The sequence below is a fragment of the Stenotrophomonas sp. YJH_SMC_25 genome (assembly GCF_059369595.1).
The window spans coordinates 215,854-228,262 of sequence record NZ_JCAFSV010000004.1; the positions used below are offsets into that span (position 1 = coordinate 215,854).

At 66.7% G+C, this 12,409-nt stretch carries 15 protein-coding genes; 8 read left to right on the plus strand and 7 right to left on the minus strand.

All coding sequences use genetic code 11. From position 1 onward, the window contains the following. Positions 1-108 precede the first annotated feature (108 nt). From AC5P7E_RS07570 to AC5P7E_RS07585, 4 genes are all read left to right on the plus strand, one after another. Positions 109-975, plus strand: a complete 867-nt coding sequence (locus AC5P7E_RS07570) for a pirin family protein (protein WP_024956506.1) — start codon at positions 109-111, stop codon at positions 973-975. A gap of 72 nt (positions 976-1,047) precedes the next feature. Continuing rightward, positions 1,048-1,728 carry a hydrolase gene (locus tag AC5P7E_RS07575; protein WP_005409868.1) on the plus strand — a complete coding sequence of 227 codons (681 nt, stop codon included), beginning with the start codon at positions 1,048-1,050 and terminating at the stop codon, positions 1,726-1,728. Between the two features lie 53 nt (positions 1,729-1,781). After that, positions 1,782-2,423 (plus strand): hydrolase, encoded by a 642-nt coding sequence (locus AC5P7E_RS07580; protein ID WP_024956505.1) that lies wholly within the window; start codon positions 1,782-1,784, stop codon positions 2,421-2,423. An 84-nt stretch (positions 2,424-2,507) separates the two neighbouring features. Further along, the gene (locus tag AC5P7E_RS07585; protein ID WP_024956504.1) at positions 2,508-2,906 is read left to right on the plus strand and encodes an OsmC family protein; all 399 of its coding nucleotides are present in this window, start codon (positions 2,508-2,510) and stop codon (positions 2,904-2,906) included. Positions 2,907-2,948: 42 nt separating this feature from the next. Here the strand turns inward: AC5P7E_RS07585 and AC5P7E_RS07590 are convergent, their stop codons facing one another. From AC5P7E_RS07590 to AC5P7E_RS07615, 6 genes are all read right to left on the minus strand, one after another. After that, positions 2,949-3,278, minus strand: coding sequence for a hypothetical protein (locus tag AC5P7E_RS07590; protein WP_005409871.1), 330 nt, complete (start codon positions 3,276-3,278; stop codon positions 2,949-2,951). A 97-nt stretch (positions 3,279-3,375) separates the two neighbouring features. Next, complete coding sequence (locus AC5P7E_RS07595) at positions 3,376-5,121, minus strand: putative porin (RefSeq protein WP_062607220.1); 1,746 nt, start codon at positions 5,119-5,121, stop codon at positions 3,376-3,378. Positions 5,122-5,163: 42 nt separating this feature from the next. Then, positions 5,164-5,829: a TonB family protein gene (locus AC5P7E_RS07600; protein ID WP_038646013.1), complete on the minus strand. Its 666-nt coding sequence runs from the start codon at positions 5,827-5,829 to the stop codon at positions 5,164-5,166. 39 nt (positions 5,830-5,868) lie between these two features. Further along, positions 5,869-6,282 carry an ExbD/TolR family protein gene (locus tag AC5P7E_RS07605; protein WP_005409874.1) on the minus strand — a complete coding sequence of 138 codons (414 nt, stop codon included), beginning with the start codon at positions 6,280-6,282 and terminating at the stop codon, positions 5,869-5,871. Positions 6,283-6,292: 10 nt separating this feature from the next. Continuing rightward, entirely contained in the window at positions 6,293-8,077 is a 1,785-nt protein-coding gene (locus tag AC5P7E_RS07610; protein WP_114618341.1) for a DUF2341 domain-containing protein, read from the minus strand. Positions 8,078-8,115: 38 nt separating this feature from the next. Continuing rightward, positions 8,116-9,732, minus strand: coding sequence for a ShlB/FhaC/HecB family hemolysin secretion/activation protein (locus AC5P7E_RS07615; RefSeq protein ID WP_049470199.1), 1,617 nt, complete (start codon positions 9,730-9,732; stop codon positions 8,116-8,118). A 201-nt stretch (positions 9,733-9,933) separates the two neighbouring features. On the opposite strand from AC5P7E_RS07615, the gene AC5P7E_RS07620 reads away from it, so the two are divergent. Then, positions 9,934-10,269 (plus strand): hypothetical protein, encoded by a 336-nt coding sequence (locus tag AC5P7E_RS07620; RefSeq protein WP_114618339.1) that lies wholly within the window; start codon positions 9,934-9,936, stop codon positions 10,267-10,269. A gap of 100 nt (positions 10,270-10,369) precedes the next feature. Here AC5P7E_RS07620 and AC5P7E_RS07625 read toward each other — a convergent pair whose 3' ends face one another. Beyond that, positions 10,370-10,831, minus strand: a complete 462-nt coding sequence (locus tag AC5P7E_RS07625; protein ID WP_197589593.1) for a general secretion pathway protein — start codon at positions 10,829-10,831, stop codon at positions 10,370-10,372. A 103-nt stretch (positions 10,832-10,934) separates the two neighbouring features. On the opposite strand from AC5P7E_RS07625, the gene gspH reads away from it, so the two are divergent. From gspH to AC5P7E_RS07640, 3 genes are read left to right on the plus strand one after another with little or no spacing between them, the layout of a single operon-like run. Next, positions 10,935-11,381 carry a type II secretion system minor pseudopilin GspH gene (gene gspH, locus AC5P7E_RS07630; protein WP_114618338.1) on the plus strand — a complete coding sequence of 149 codons (447 nt, stop codon included), beginning with the start codon at positions 10,935-10,937 and terminating at the stop codon, positions 11,379-11,381. An 8-nt stretch (positions 11,382-11,389) separates the two neighbouring features. Next, positions 11,390-11,740 (plus strand): type II secretion system minor pseudopilin GspI, encoded by a 351-nt coding sequence (gspI, locus tag AC5P7E_RS07635; protein ID WP_171956704.1) that lies wholly within the window; start codon positions 11,390-11,392, stop codon positions 11,738-11,740. After that, positions 11,737-12,351, plus strand: a complete 615-nt coding sequence (locus AC5P7E_RS07640; RefSeq protein WP_012480441.1) for a prepilin-type N-terminal cleavage/methylation domain-containing protein — start codon at positions 11,737-11,739, stop codon at positions 12,349-12,351. Before gspI ends, AC5P7E_RS07640 begins: the two co-directional genes overlap by 4 nt. The last annotated feature ends 58 nt before the right edge of the window (positions 12,352-12,409 follow it).

Sequence of the window (12,409 nt, forward strand, 5' to 3'; positions counted from 1 at the left end):
AGATAGGACTATGACGGCAAATATTAGCGTCTACCGGCCCAATTGTCGCGGCGATATCGTCTCCTGCAACGAAGAACAGCGGCCGGCAGCCCCGGCCAGGAGATCGCCATGAAGCGTGTCACCGGTACCTACAGCGCCCCGCGCCCGCACTGGGTGGGCGACGGATTCCCCGCCCGCTCGATGTTTTCCTACAACACCCACGGCCAGCACCTGAGCCCGTTCCTGCTGCTGGACTACGCCGGCCCTTATACCTTCGCCCCCAGCGATACCCCGCGCGGGGTCGGCCAGCATCCGCATCGCGGTTTCGAGACCGTCACCATCGTCTATGAGGGCGAGGTCGCCCACCGCGATTCAACCGGCGCCGGCGGCACCATCGGCCCGGGTGACGTGCAGTGGATGACCGCGGCCTCCGGCATCCTCCACGAGGAGTTCCACACACCGGAGTTCAGCAAGCGGGGCGGCACGCTGGACATGGTCCAGCTGTGGGTGAACCTGCCCGCGCAGGACAAGATGGGTGCACCGGGCTACCAGACCCTGCTCGACGCACAGATCCCCTCGGTTGAACTGCCTGAAGGCGCCGGCCGCGTGCGTATCATCGCCGGTCGCTTCGACGGTCATGCCGGCCCGGCCCGCACCCACACGCCGATGAATGTCTGGGACATCCGCCTGCGGCAGGGCCACCACGCCGAACTGCCGGTGGCCGATGGCCGCACGCTGGCGCTGGTGGTGCTGAAGGGCACGGTGCGGATCAACGGCGGCCAGCCGGTCGGCGAGGCACAGCTGGTCACCTTCGACCGCAGCGGCGAGGACGTGTTCGTCGACGCCGACAGCGACGCCACCGTGCTGCTGCTCAGCGGTGAACCGATCGACGAGCCGGTGGTGGGCTATGGCCCGTTCGTGATGAACAGCCAGGCCGAGATCGCGCAGGCGGTCAACGACTTCAACAGCGGCCGCTTCGGCCAGATCGCGCACTGATCGTTTCAATGCGGCGGGCATTGGCCCGCCGCACCTTCCGGGCCATCGCCCACCTTCTCCAGGAGACTGACCATGAGTACCCCCGCCAACTTCAACGGTGCCCGCCCGGTGATCGATCCGGACAACGCCGCGATGCTGCTGATCGACCATCAGAGCGGCCTGTTCCAGACCATCGGTGACATGCCGTTCACCAGCGTGCGCGCCCACGCCACCGCGCTGGCGAAGATGGCCACGCTGGCAAAGATGCCAGTGATCACCACCGCCTCTGTTCCGCAGGGCCCGAACGGCCCGCTGATCCCGGAGATCCACGACGCGGCCCCGCATGCCCAGTACGTGGCACGCAAGGGTGAGATCAACGCCTGGGACAACCCGGAATTCGTTGCCGCGGTGAAGGCCACCGGCCGCAAGCAGCTGATCATTGCCGGCACCATCACCAGCGTGTGCATGGCCTTCCCGTCGATCGCCGCCGTTGCCGATGGCTACCAGGTGTTCGCAGTCATCGACGCGTCCGGCACCTACTCGAAGATGGCCGAGGAGATCACCCTGGCCCGCGTGGTGCAGGCAGGCGTGGTGCCGATGGACACCGCCGCGGTGGCCTCGGAGATCCAGCGCACCTGGAACCGCGACGATGCCCAGCAGTGGGCCGAGGTCTACACGAAGATCTTCCCGAACTACCAGCTGCTGATCGAAAGCTACCTGAAGGCGCAGGACGTGCAGAAGAACCACGAACAGCTGGATTCGCAGCGCAGCTGAGTGGCCTTCGTGCCGGCCAGTCGCCGGCTCCCCCCCTGAACAGGAGACCCACCATGTCCAGTGAACCGATCCGCGACCCGGTCAGCGATCATCTGCTGACCCCGCAGAATTCCGCCTTCATCATCATCGACTACCAGCCGGTGCAGGTGAACTCCATCGCCTCGATGGACCGCCAGTTGCTGGTCAACAACATCGTCGGCACCGCCAAAGCCGCCGTCGCCTATGGTTTGCCGATCGTGCATTCGACGGTGAACGTCAAGACCGGCCTGAACAAGCCGCCGATTCCGCAGCTGCGCAAGGTGCTGGGTGACTACCCCACCTACGACCGCACCACCATCAACTCCTGGGAGGACGTCGAGTTCCGCAAGGCGGTGGAAGCCACCGGCCGCCGCAAGCTGATCATGACCGCGCTGTGGACCGAGGCGTGCCTGACTTTCCCGGCCCTGGATGCGTTGAAGGAAGGCTATGAGGTGTATGTGGTGGTCGACGCCGTCGGCGGCACCTCGCTGGCCGCGCACGATGCGGCGCTGCGCCGCATCGAACAGGCCGGTGGCCAGCTGATCAGCGTGCCACAGCTGTTCTGCGAGCTGCAGCGCGACTGGGCCCGTTCGGAAACGGTGCCGGCCTTCATGAACCTCTTCATTGAAACCGGGGGTACGGCAGGCATCCAGTTCTCGTACGATCGTACCGAGTGATTGGATGGCGGCGCCGGTCCTGGCCGGCGCCGCCTTTTGGAGCAGTCGAGCATGGCTCGACGCCACAGATAGATGGAGAACGTGATGGCCTACGCACGCATTGTTTCAACCGCCGACAACTACCTGCACCACATCAGCAATGGCACATTCGCTGTGGATGCGGACGAGCCCGCCTCACTGGGCGGCCAGGGCAAGGGCTTCGCACCGTTCGACCTGTACCTGGCCTCGCTGGCGGCGTGCACCGCCATCACCCTGCGCATGTACGCGCAGCGCAAGGGCTGGAAACTGGGCGAGTTCCATGCCGAGCTGCGTTCGGAACGTGACGCGGATGGTCGCTTCCATGTGCACCGCGTGCTGCATGCCAGCGCCGAGCTGAGCGATGCGCAGTGGCAGCGGTTGCTGGAGGTGGTGGAAAAGACCCCGGTGACCCTGGTGATGCGCGAGGGTGCGCGCATCACCAGTGAGCGTGGGGCTGCAGCGTAACCCCATCCACGCATGGCGTGGATCTACTGTAGAGGCGAAAGCTCAGCGCCGTGAATGCAGCACGGTGCGCTGGCGCATCGCGTTGAATTCCTGCTCCACCTGCTGGATGTCTTCGGCCTGGAAACCGGCCGCATCCAGCAGCTGGTCGGCGGCAGCGGCGGCCAGCGGATCATCGTCACGCTGGCGCCAGCAGCGCGCCGGCAGGAAATAGCCCACCTCGCTGCGCCCGCGCATGATCACCACCGGCCGGCCTGCATACAGCAGGAACTCGGCCAGGTGCTGGCGCAGGCCCTCGACGGAAACATAGGCCGGCCCAACACCCAGCATCTGGCTGGACGGTTCGGGACTCTCGAACAGCTTGCGACGGCTCATCCACTCCTCCTTTTGAACAACGCGTGGTCTCCTTTCCTTAGACGGGCGCATCGCTGCGCCCCCGCCACGCACTACGTGATCCGCATCACGCCGCCACTCAGAAGCCGGTGTTGAACTCCAGCTGGAACACGTCGATCGACAGCGGCGCACCGGACACTTCCTTGGCCGCCATCCACTTGCCGCTGATCCAGCTGCGCGCGTCCAGCGCGTAGGCACCGCCCACGTAGTAGCCGCGGGCGTTGGTACCGCCCAGGTGGAAGTTCGGATCGTTGTAGGCGTCCGGCAGCGCATCGGCCTCGATGTGCTTGTAGCCCAGCAGCGCCTGCCACTGACCCTTCTCCTTCAGCTCGGTGGCTCCGAAGGTGGCCTGCACCATCCAGGCGGTGTCGCCGCTGCGGAAGGTGTCGATGCTGGCGGTACCGCCGGCGCCGTAGTTGTTGACGATGCCGTTCTGGGCGCGGCTGAACATGGCCTGCTTGTCGTAGGCCAGGTTGCGGATGTAATCGCCGTCCAGGCGCAGACCGACGCCCTGTGCCAGCTGCGTGTCCCAACGCAGGTTCAAGGTAGCCAGGCGGAAGGCCGAGGCCAGGCCGACGTACTGCGGGGTCGGCGTGTTGGCCGGGTCCAGCGGATTGCGCGCGATGTCGCGGATCAGCATCAGGGTGTTGCCCTTCTGCATGAACGCCGGGCGCGACCAGTCGGTGTCACAGCCCACCGCACCCGCGTACAGGGCGCACGGTGAGGACAGGCGGCCGCTGATGTTCTTGAAGTCGTAGTAGCCCAATGCAGCGCGCAACGTATTCTCGTCATTGAAGCGCCAGTTCACACCTACCTGGGCACCGGACAGCCACTTGTTCTCGTTCGGAGTCTTGACCTTGCTCTGGCTCGGCGAGCTGTCGGAGGTGTACTCCAGCGGCACCACCGCGAGGTTGCCGAACAGGTCGAGGTCGCCATCGTCGAAGTCATACTTCAGGTTCGCGGCCAGGCCATCGAAGTTGAGGTCGTTGGAGAACAGCGTGTCGCTGGTCCAGAACGGATTGCCGAAGCGGCCGCCGCGCACCGTCACCCAGTCAGCCGGGCTGTAGGCCAGCCAGGCCTGGTCCAGCCACACGTCCTTCTTGCTCAGGCCGCCACCCAGCTGCTCGGTGGTCGACACCGGGCCATTGCTGCTGCCGCTGGCCAGGCGCACGCCGGCCGTGGTGTGCTGGCCAATGGTTGCCTCGATGCCCAGGCGGGCGCGGATGCGCCACAGGTTGCGGCGGTCCTGGCGGGTGTTCAGCAGTGGCGGCAGCTGCAGGTTGGTGTTGGTGTTGGTGTCGAAGCCGTTGCCGGAATTGATCGACGACCAGTTGCTCACGATGTCGCTGTTGCGTTCGGAGAAGAAGCGCGACTCGCTGCGCACGCGCATGTCACCGGTGACCTTGATTCGCTTGGTCCATTCGGCCACTTCGTTCGGTGCCGCCCAGCCTTCCGACCTGGCCTGCGCCATCACGTCCTGGCGCACTTCGTCACGAATGCCGTCGCGCACGCTCTGCGGCACGTAGGGCACGCGCACGTCGCCAGCCTCCAGGGCCACGCCACCGCTGGCGGCCGAAGGTGCGGTGGCTGCACCGCGCTGGGCGGCCGCTGCTTCAGCCTCGGCCTGCACCAGCAATGCCTGGCCGTCTTCGGGCTTCAGCGCGCCGCTGGCGATCAGGCCCTTGATCAGCTTGACCATGGTCGTTTCGGCGGCCATCGCACCGGCCGGGGCGGCCAGGCTGAGCAGCACGGCGCAGCACAGCAGCGCCCGTCGGGCCGGCCGCGGGCGGCGGGAGTCGGTTCGTGCGCGGACGTGGTCGTTCATCACGGTTCTCATCGAAAGAAGGGAAATCACGGAGGTCGGGAATCAGGCCCCGGGCCGGCGGCCCTGGATCAGCACGCGGGCGGGGAAATCAAGCGACGCTGGGGGTGCCTGGTCGACCTTGCCGATGCGACGCAGTGCATCGAGCACGGCCGCGTCGGCCTCCTCGTTGCCACTGCCACGCACCAGTTCGACCTTTTCCAGGCGGCCGTCGTTGGCCAGCCACACATTCACCTGCAGCTGGAACGCCAGGCGCTTGACCTTGTCGTCGCGCGAGATCGCCTGCTGCATCAGGTAGCCCAGGTAGCGGCCGTAGGTAGCGTTGCCGGCGCCACCACGGCCAACGCCGGACGAACCGCCGCCACTGCCGGACTGGATACCGAAGTTGTCACCACCGGCCTGCGCATCGGCATTCATCGTTACCGGGTCGGCGTTGTCCGGGGTCGGGGTCGGCTCTTCGGCCGGCGTCGGCTGATCCAGCGGCTCCGGCTCGGGAATGGCCTCTTCCGGCGGCGTTTCGGGTTCCGGCGGCTTTTCCGGTGGCGGCGGCGGCGGCGGAGGGGGCGGCGGCAGCGCCAGCATCGGCGGCTGCACCACCGGCCGACGGGTACTGGCAGTGTCCCTGAACAGCATCCACCACACGGCGATGCCGAGCACCAGCAACGCGGCCAGCACCAGCGCGACGGTCACCAGCAACTGGCGACCGCGCATGCCGGGCTCCGGCCGAGGGGGTTGATGGGCCGTCATGCCTCAGCCCTGCGCCTTGCCGGTGACCAGGCCGACCTGGGCCAGCTCCAGCCGCCGCAGCAGGTCCAGCACCTCGACCACGCGGGCGTACTGCACCTGCGCATCACCGCGCACGATCACCGGGAAATCCGGCGTGGTCGCGCGCTCGGTGCGCAGCCGGTCTTCCAGTTCGGCCATCGTCACCGGGTAGGCATCCAGGAACACCTGTCCACTGGGGTCGATGGTGATCGCCTTGGTCTTCGGCTTCTCCAGCGCGACGCTGTTGCTGGCCTTCGGCAGGTTGACCTCGATGCCGGGGATGGAGGCGTTGCTGGTCAGGATGAAGATCACCAGCACCACCAGCAGCACGTCGACGAAGGGCGTCACGTTGATGCCCTTCTCGCGCTTCTTGATGCCGAACTTCGCCTTCTGGCCCATGGCGTGCCCCTCAGCCCTGGACCGCGGCCGGGCCGCGCCCGTCCTGCTCTTCGGCCAGGCGTGCGGCGAACTCGTCGATGAACACCGCCATGTCCGCGCCGATCGCTTCGGCACGCGCGCCCAGGTAGTTGTAGCCGAACAGCGCCGGGATCGCGACGCCGAGGCCGGCAGCGGTACACAGCAGCGCCGCCGCCATGCCGGGCGCCACCGAATTGATGTCCACCGCGCCAGCCATCGCCGCCACCACGAACACCAGCATGATGCCGATCACGGTACCGAACAGGCCCACGTACGGCGCGCCTTCGATGGTGGTCGACAGCCAGTTCATCCGCCGCGCCATCGCTTCCTGCTCGCGCACCATCACCGCATCCATCGAGGCGCGGATCGCCGCAATGGTGGCGCCACTGAGATAACCACTATTGCCGTCGCGCTGGTGGCGCTGCTGCATTTCATCGATGGCCACCTGGTAGATGCGCCACAGCGAACCGTCGTGCATCGCGGTGGGTGCCTTTCCCTGGCGGTCCATGTCGGACAGGGTGCGCAGCGGCACACCCGACAGCTTGCCGAAGCTCTCGGTGAACACTGCATTGGCCTTGCTGGTACGGCCGAAGTGCCGCCCCTTGGCGATCATGATCGCCCACGACAGCAGCATCATCAGGCCGAGGATGGCGACCACCACCCAGGCGTCGAACGGCATCGCCTTGAGGATGAAGGCGAAGTGGCTCTGCCCGGCGGACTGTTCGTCGGCGCCGTAGCTGATCAGGCGCGAGTCGGCGCCCTGCGCAGTGGCATCGGCCAGCAGCAGCGCGGCCGGTCGTGCCACGCGCGAAATACGCAGCTCATCCAGCGCGCCTTCGAAGCTGGCCAGCGGCTGCACCGCGCCCGGCGCATCGGCGCCCACCACCGGCGCGGTGGTCAGCGCCGGCAGCTCGCCGCTCAGCTGGGCGACCACGCGGCCATTGAGGTACAACTGCAGTGCACCCTTCTCTGCGGTCAGCGCGACATGCGCCCACTGCCCTTCCGGAATCGGCTGCGCCAGCGTGCTGCGCTGGCCATTGAGCTGCACGAACGGCACCCGGTTTTCGATACCCAGCACCAGTTCGGACGCACCGTCGCGACGCGCGTAGATCGCCTGTGCAGCGTTGTTGCTGCCTGGCTTGATCCAGGCCGAAACAGTGAGCGGCGCGCCCGCCTCCTGCGCAAGCGATGCGCTGGCCGGCAGCGGCAGCGGGGCTGCACCCAACTGAACGCCGCGGCCGATCACCGAGCCTTCCGATGGCGGCACCACGGCACCGGCATTGTTGCCATAAGCGGTGGTGTCGCGTGCCGGCGCATTGGCCTCGGCGAAGTGGTAGACCAGCGTATAGTCCGGATCGAACACCTGCTGGCCGTTGCCGCTGGCGGGGGCCTTTTCATTGCCGTAGTACATCCAGATCGTCTGCGGTGCCGCAGCGCTGACCGCCGGCACGTCCACCCAGACCAGGGCCAGGCCCAGCTTGGGATCGAACTGTTCGATCTGGTGGGCCAGCACGGTGCGGCCATCACCCGAGACAAAGCGCAGGTCGTTGCCCGCATCCTGGGTGCCGTCGAAGCCGAAGTTGCCGGTGTGCAGGCGCAGCAGCAGCGGCGTGCGACCCGGATCACCGGCCAGGCCCGCGCCCTGCGGGCCGGCGTCGACAGTGATCGGCTTGCGGTACTTCCATTCGGCGTGCCACCAATTGGCATCGGCCGCAGCGACCGGCAGCGCAACCAGCGCGGCCAGCAGCAACAACACTCGGGAAAGCAAACGGTCCATGCGAAGGGTCTCCGGAGAACGCATGTTCAAGGGAAGGGTCAGTAACTGGTGCTGATGTTGAAATGCAGGCGTGGGTCGTCCTTGCGCGTGACCGGGCCATCGGCATACGGCCAGGCGTAGTCCAGGCGCAGTTGGAGGTGTTCACCCAGGCGCAGCTGCGCGCCCAGACCGACCGAGGCCAGGTTGTACTTGTCGCGCTGTTCGGGCAGCGGCTGGCGCAGGCGCAGGTAGGCCGCGTCGGCAAAGCTGTAGACACGCAGGTCGGTGCCGCTCCACAGCGACCACGCAGGCGTGCGCCATTCCAGGCTGGCCAGGCCGCCGTAATCGCCGATCGCCTCGGCCGACAGATAGCCGCGCACGGTGTACATGCCACCAGCGGCGAACTGCTCTGCCGACACCAGCGGCGCATCGGTCACCTGCAACGAGCCGCGTGCATACCACTGCCAGTCGCTGCTGAACGTGTGCGTGTTGGCGACTTCCGCCTTGAACGCGACAAAACTGGGGTCTGCCCAGTAGCGCTTCTGCCCGAACCCGATGGCATCACTGCCATAGCCGAACAGCCGACGGGTACCGGCCACCAGCTGCGTATTGATACTCAACTGATCCTGCTCGCCCTGGCGCACACCGACAAACCCCAGGGTGATCGGCGCGTACTTCAGCGGCGTCTTCAGGCTCTCCTTGCCCATCTGCGTGTCTTCCTCGGTGTCCTTGAAGTCCACGCCGAGGCTGAGCTGGCGCCACCACTGGCTGCTGCCGGCCAGTCGATAGTTGAGTTTGAGACCGATCGAATGGCCGTTGCCGATCACATTGGTTCCGGTGCCGGTACCGACCTGTCCGCCCGCGTTCAGCACGCGGCTGTCGGACTTGTAGCCGGAACCTTCCAGGCTCCACGGCGTGCCTTCGAACGGCATCGTGTACGAGGCCGAGAACACCTTGGCCTGCTTTGTATCTTCCGGCGCCAGGTACACGCCGATGTTGGCGCTGTGCCCCCGCTTCCACAGGTTGTCGTAGGCCAGCGACGCACTCAGGCGCAGCTTCTCGGTGTCGGCGCTGTGGTCGTTGTTGAGTGACGCGCTGGCACGCCACGGCGACTTCTCTTCGACCTGCAGGTCCACATCCATCGTGCCCGGCACCTGGCCTTCGCGCACCAGCGGCATCACCTGGCGACGCCCGCCCTCATTCAGTGCGGTCAGTTCCTTCTGCGCCTGGTCGAAGTCCGGCACCTTGCCCTCGGCAAGTGCCGGTACGCGTTCGCGGATGCGTTCGGGCGATTCGTGCTTCGTCCCCACGACCCGCAGCTGGCCAATCGGTGTCTGCTGTACCTTCAGCAGCACCACGCCGCCACTGACCTGCTGCTCGGGCAACTCCACGTAGACCGACTGGTACCCCGCCTGCTGGTACAGCGCATTGACGGCATCGCGTGCCTTCTCGACATCGGCCAGGGTCTTTCCCGGACCGAGGAAGGGCTCGACCGCGCGTTCGATCTGGCGCGGATCGAGCACGGTGTTGCCGCGCACGATGTACTCATTGATGTTCACGCTGGGCGCGGGTGCCGCCTCCTGCGCGAACAGCGGCAGCGGCAGCGCCGCCAGGGCCAGCACCAGCGGATGCAGGCGCAGCGGGAGGCGGACGGCTCGGCACGGAACAGGAGTCATCGAAGGCATCGCGTCGTATCGAAGGAAAGGGCCATGGAGCGGCGCGTGGGTCTACCAACAGGACGTGTACGTCGCGTCAAAACCGCCAACAGTTTTGTGACAGCACTGTCATCTTTTGACGGCACCGCAACGCACGCAGGCGGACCCTGCCTTCTCCACACGTCTTCATTGCAGAACGTCGACTGCTGCGGAAGATTCGAGATGCGTGAATCACTGATGGTGGAACTGCGCGCTGCCCTCGCCCTTGCCTTGCTGCTGGTGTTGACACCGGTGCGCGCCGACGAGGCGAAGAAGCACGAAGACGCCGCGCCCTGCATCGAAGTACAGGTCAATGGCGAGCGCATTCCGGCCTGGGACTGCCTGCAGCGCAAACTTGCGCCAGCATCGAAAGCGGCGAGATCACCGACGCTTCCCGAGGCCGAGCGCCTGATACGGCAGCCCGGTAACCAGCTGATGCAGTACAACCTGGAAGGCACACGACAGCGCATGGGCGATGCCTTTGGTCGTTCGGTGGTACCGCAGCGTCCGGCGCGCTGAACCTCCGCCGACGTGAAGCCGAGCCCACGCCCGGCAGGATTTTGTAGATTCGAGCCATGCTTGACTGTCCTTCCAGACGCAGCCGAGCGTAGGCTGGGCTCTATGGAGCGGCCGGCACGATGCCATCGCTCGGCACCGGCGGCAGCTCAGGCACCGGCAGGCTGCGCGATTGCCCGGCCTGGTTCAATTCGACCGCGCTGGCACTGATGCTGGCCAGCACCGTGCAGGGGCCGAGTCGTTGGCCGGGCGCATACGCTTCCGCCGGGCGTCCATCCACCGAAAGCAGGGCCAAAGGCGCGTGGTCACCGGCCATCACGCCTAGCACCACCACCTCGGTCTGCACTGCACCGGGGGACAGCAGCCGCACCAGCGGCAGGCTGGCCACTGCATCGAACATCGGCCGTACCGGCGCCACGGCTTTCGCCTCGCTGGCCGCGGCCGCTGGCGCCACCGCAGACAGGGTCACGCCCCAATAGGCCACCACCGCCAGCAGCAGCGTCGCCGCCAGCAGGGTCAACATGCGATTGCGATCCCAGCGCCTGCCATCCATGTTCCGCACCATCGCCACGTTCGTGTCTGCCCACGCTAGCAGCTGCCGCTGACGCTTTTGTTTCATCATGCGGGCCTACGCTGGCAGGCATCGACCTGGACAGGAGGCAACGTCGATGCAGCACGTGCCGCGTGGCTTTACCCTGCTGGAACTGATGGTGGTGCTGGTGATCATCGGCATCTGCACGGCGGGCATCGGCCTTGGCCTGGGCAGCCTGCTCGACCCCGCGCGCCAGCTGCGGCAGGAAGCTGAACGGCTGGCGCAGCGCCTGCAGGTGGCGCGCGACCAGGCGCGCATCGATGGCCGCCCCCTGCGCTGGCAGGCCGACGCCGCCGGCTACCGCTTCAGCTGCCGCGAAGGCACCCGCTGGGTTGACGTGCAGCGCGATGACCTTCTGCGTCCGCAGCAATGGCAACCGGCGGGCATCGCGGTGCAACCGACCACGCCGATTGAACTGAGCCCGGAGTGGATCGGCGTGGCGTGGGAGCTGAGGTTGTCGTTGCAGGGCCGCCAGCTGCGTCTTCGTGATGATGGCAGCGGACAGTTGCAGGTCGTGCAGTGAAGCGGAACATGCGCGGGTTCACCCTGATCGAAGTGCTGATCGCATTGGCGATCGTTTCGATTGCGCTGGCGGCGGTGATGCGTTCGGTGGCGGTGGCGACCGATGATCAATCGCGCCTGCGCGACCGTCGGCTGGCACTGATGTGTGCGCAGGACCGCTGGCAGGAGCTGCGCCTGGCCGGGCAGCCGCCGCAGAATGCACGGCAGCGCTGCGTGCAGGGGCGCAGCAGTTTCCTGGTGCTGCAGCATATCGGCACAGGGAGTGACGGACAGCCGCAACTGGAACTCAGCGTGGTGGCCGAAGATGCACCGCGGCAATCGCTGGCGCGGATGCAGCTGCCGTGGACGGCGGCGCAATGAAGCGTACCGCAGCAGGTTTCACACTGATCGAGGTGATGATCGCGATCACCATCATGGGCGTGCTGGCACTGATCTGCTGGCGTGCGCTGGACAGCGTGGCCAGCAGCGACCAACGCCTGCGCCGGGCCGATGCCGAGACCACGACGGCGCTGCGCGTGCTGCAGCAGTTCCAGCGCGACATCGAGATGCGTGCCGACGACGCGCTGATGAACGGCGCAGTGCGCCCGGCGGATCAGCCTCAGCGCCTGCTACCCCCTTCACTGGTGAGCGAACGGCATCCGGATGGAAGCTTCGCGCTGGAGATCACCCGCAGCTTGGGCAGCGACGGGTTGCGCTGGCAACGTGTTCGCTGGTGGCGACAGGGAAGCACGCTGTGGCGGGCCAGTGGCGCTGCGACGGATCGCTACCCTTTGCCCGCACCGGATCCGTCAAAGGGGATCGCGGTGGCGCAGGATGTGCAGCGATTCGAGGTACGCGCCTGGCAGCCGGGCGCCGGGTGGGCGCTGCTACCGAGCAAAGGCGAGGTGCTGCCGGCCACCGGGCTGGAACTGCGGTTGGGCCTGCGCGATGGGCGTGGGCCGTTGAGTTACCGGCGCGTGCTGGAGCTTTAGGATTCCTTCCAGGCAAAGCATCCACGCATGGCGTGGATCTACTGCCAAGCCCGCTCTG

Excerpts from the sequence above, each read along its gene's own strand:
- AC5P7E_RS07595 (WP_062607220.1), bottom strand. The coding sequence starts at position 5,121 with ATGAACGACCACGTCCGCGCACGAACCGACTCCCGCCGCCCGCGGCCG.
- AC5P7E_RS07575 (WP_005409868.1), top strand. The coding sequence starts at position 1,048 with ATGAGTACCCCCGCCAACTTCAACGGTGCCCGCCCGGTGATCGATCCG.
- AC5P7E_RS07600 (WP_038646013.1), bottom strand. The coding sequence starts at position 5,829 with ATGCGCGGTCGCCAGTTGCTGGTGACCGTCGCGCTGGTGCTGGCCGCG.
- AC5P7E_RS07605 (WP_005409874.1), bottom strand. The coding sequence starts at position 6,282 with ATGGGCCAGAAGGCGAAGTTCGGCATCAAGAAGCGCGAGAAGGGCATC.
- AC5P7E_RS07580 (WP_024956505.1), top strand. The coding sequence starts at position 1,782 with ATGTCCAGTGAACCGATCCGCGACCCGGTCAGCGATCATCTGCTGACC.
- AC5P7E_RS07625 (WP_197589593.1), bottom strand. The coding sequence starts at position 10,831 with ATGGTGCGGAACATGGATGGCAGGCGCTGGGATCGCAATCGCATGTTG.
- AC5P7E_RS07570 (WP_024956506.1), top strand. The coding sequence starts at position 109 with ATGAAGCGTGTCACCGGTACCTACAGCGCCCCGCGCCCGCACTGGGTG.
- gspH (WP_114618338.1), top strand. The coding sequence starts at position 10,935 with ATGCAGCACGTGCCGCGTGGCTTTACCCTGCTGGAACTGATGGTGGTG.
- AC5P7E_RS07590 (WP_005409871.1), bottom strand. The coding sequence starts at position 3,278 with ATGAGCCGTCGCAAGCTGTTCGAGAGTCCCGAACCGTCCAGCCAGATG.
- AC5P7E_RS07615 (WP_049470199.1), bottom strand. The coding sequence starts at position 9,732 with ATGACTCCTGTTCCGTGCCGAGCCGTCCGCCTCCCGCTGCGCCTGCAT.
- AC5P7E_RS07620 (WP_114618339.1), top strand. The coding sequence starts at position 9,934 with ATGCGTGAATCACTGATGGTGGAACTGCGCGCTGCCCTCGCCCTTGCC.
- AC5P7E_RS07610 (WP_114618341.1), bottom strand. The coding sequence starts at position 8,077 with ATGGACCGTTTGCTTTCCCGAGTGTTGTTGCTGCTGGCCGCGCTGGTT.
- AC5P7E_RS07640 (WP_012480441.1), top strand. The coding sequence starts at position 11,737 with ATGAAGCGTACCGCAGCAGGTTTCACACTGATCGAGGTGATGATCGCG.
- AC5P7E_RS07585 (WP_024956504.1), top strand. The coding sequence starts at position 2,508 with ATGGCCTACGCACGCATTGTTTCAACCGCCGACAACTACCTGCACCAC.
- gspI (WP_171956704.1), top strand. The coding sequence starts at position 11,390 with ATGCGCGGGTTCACCCTGATCGAAGTGCTGATCGCATTGGCGATCGTT.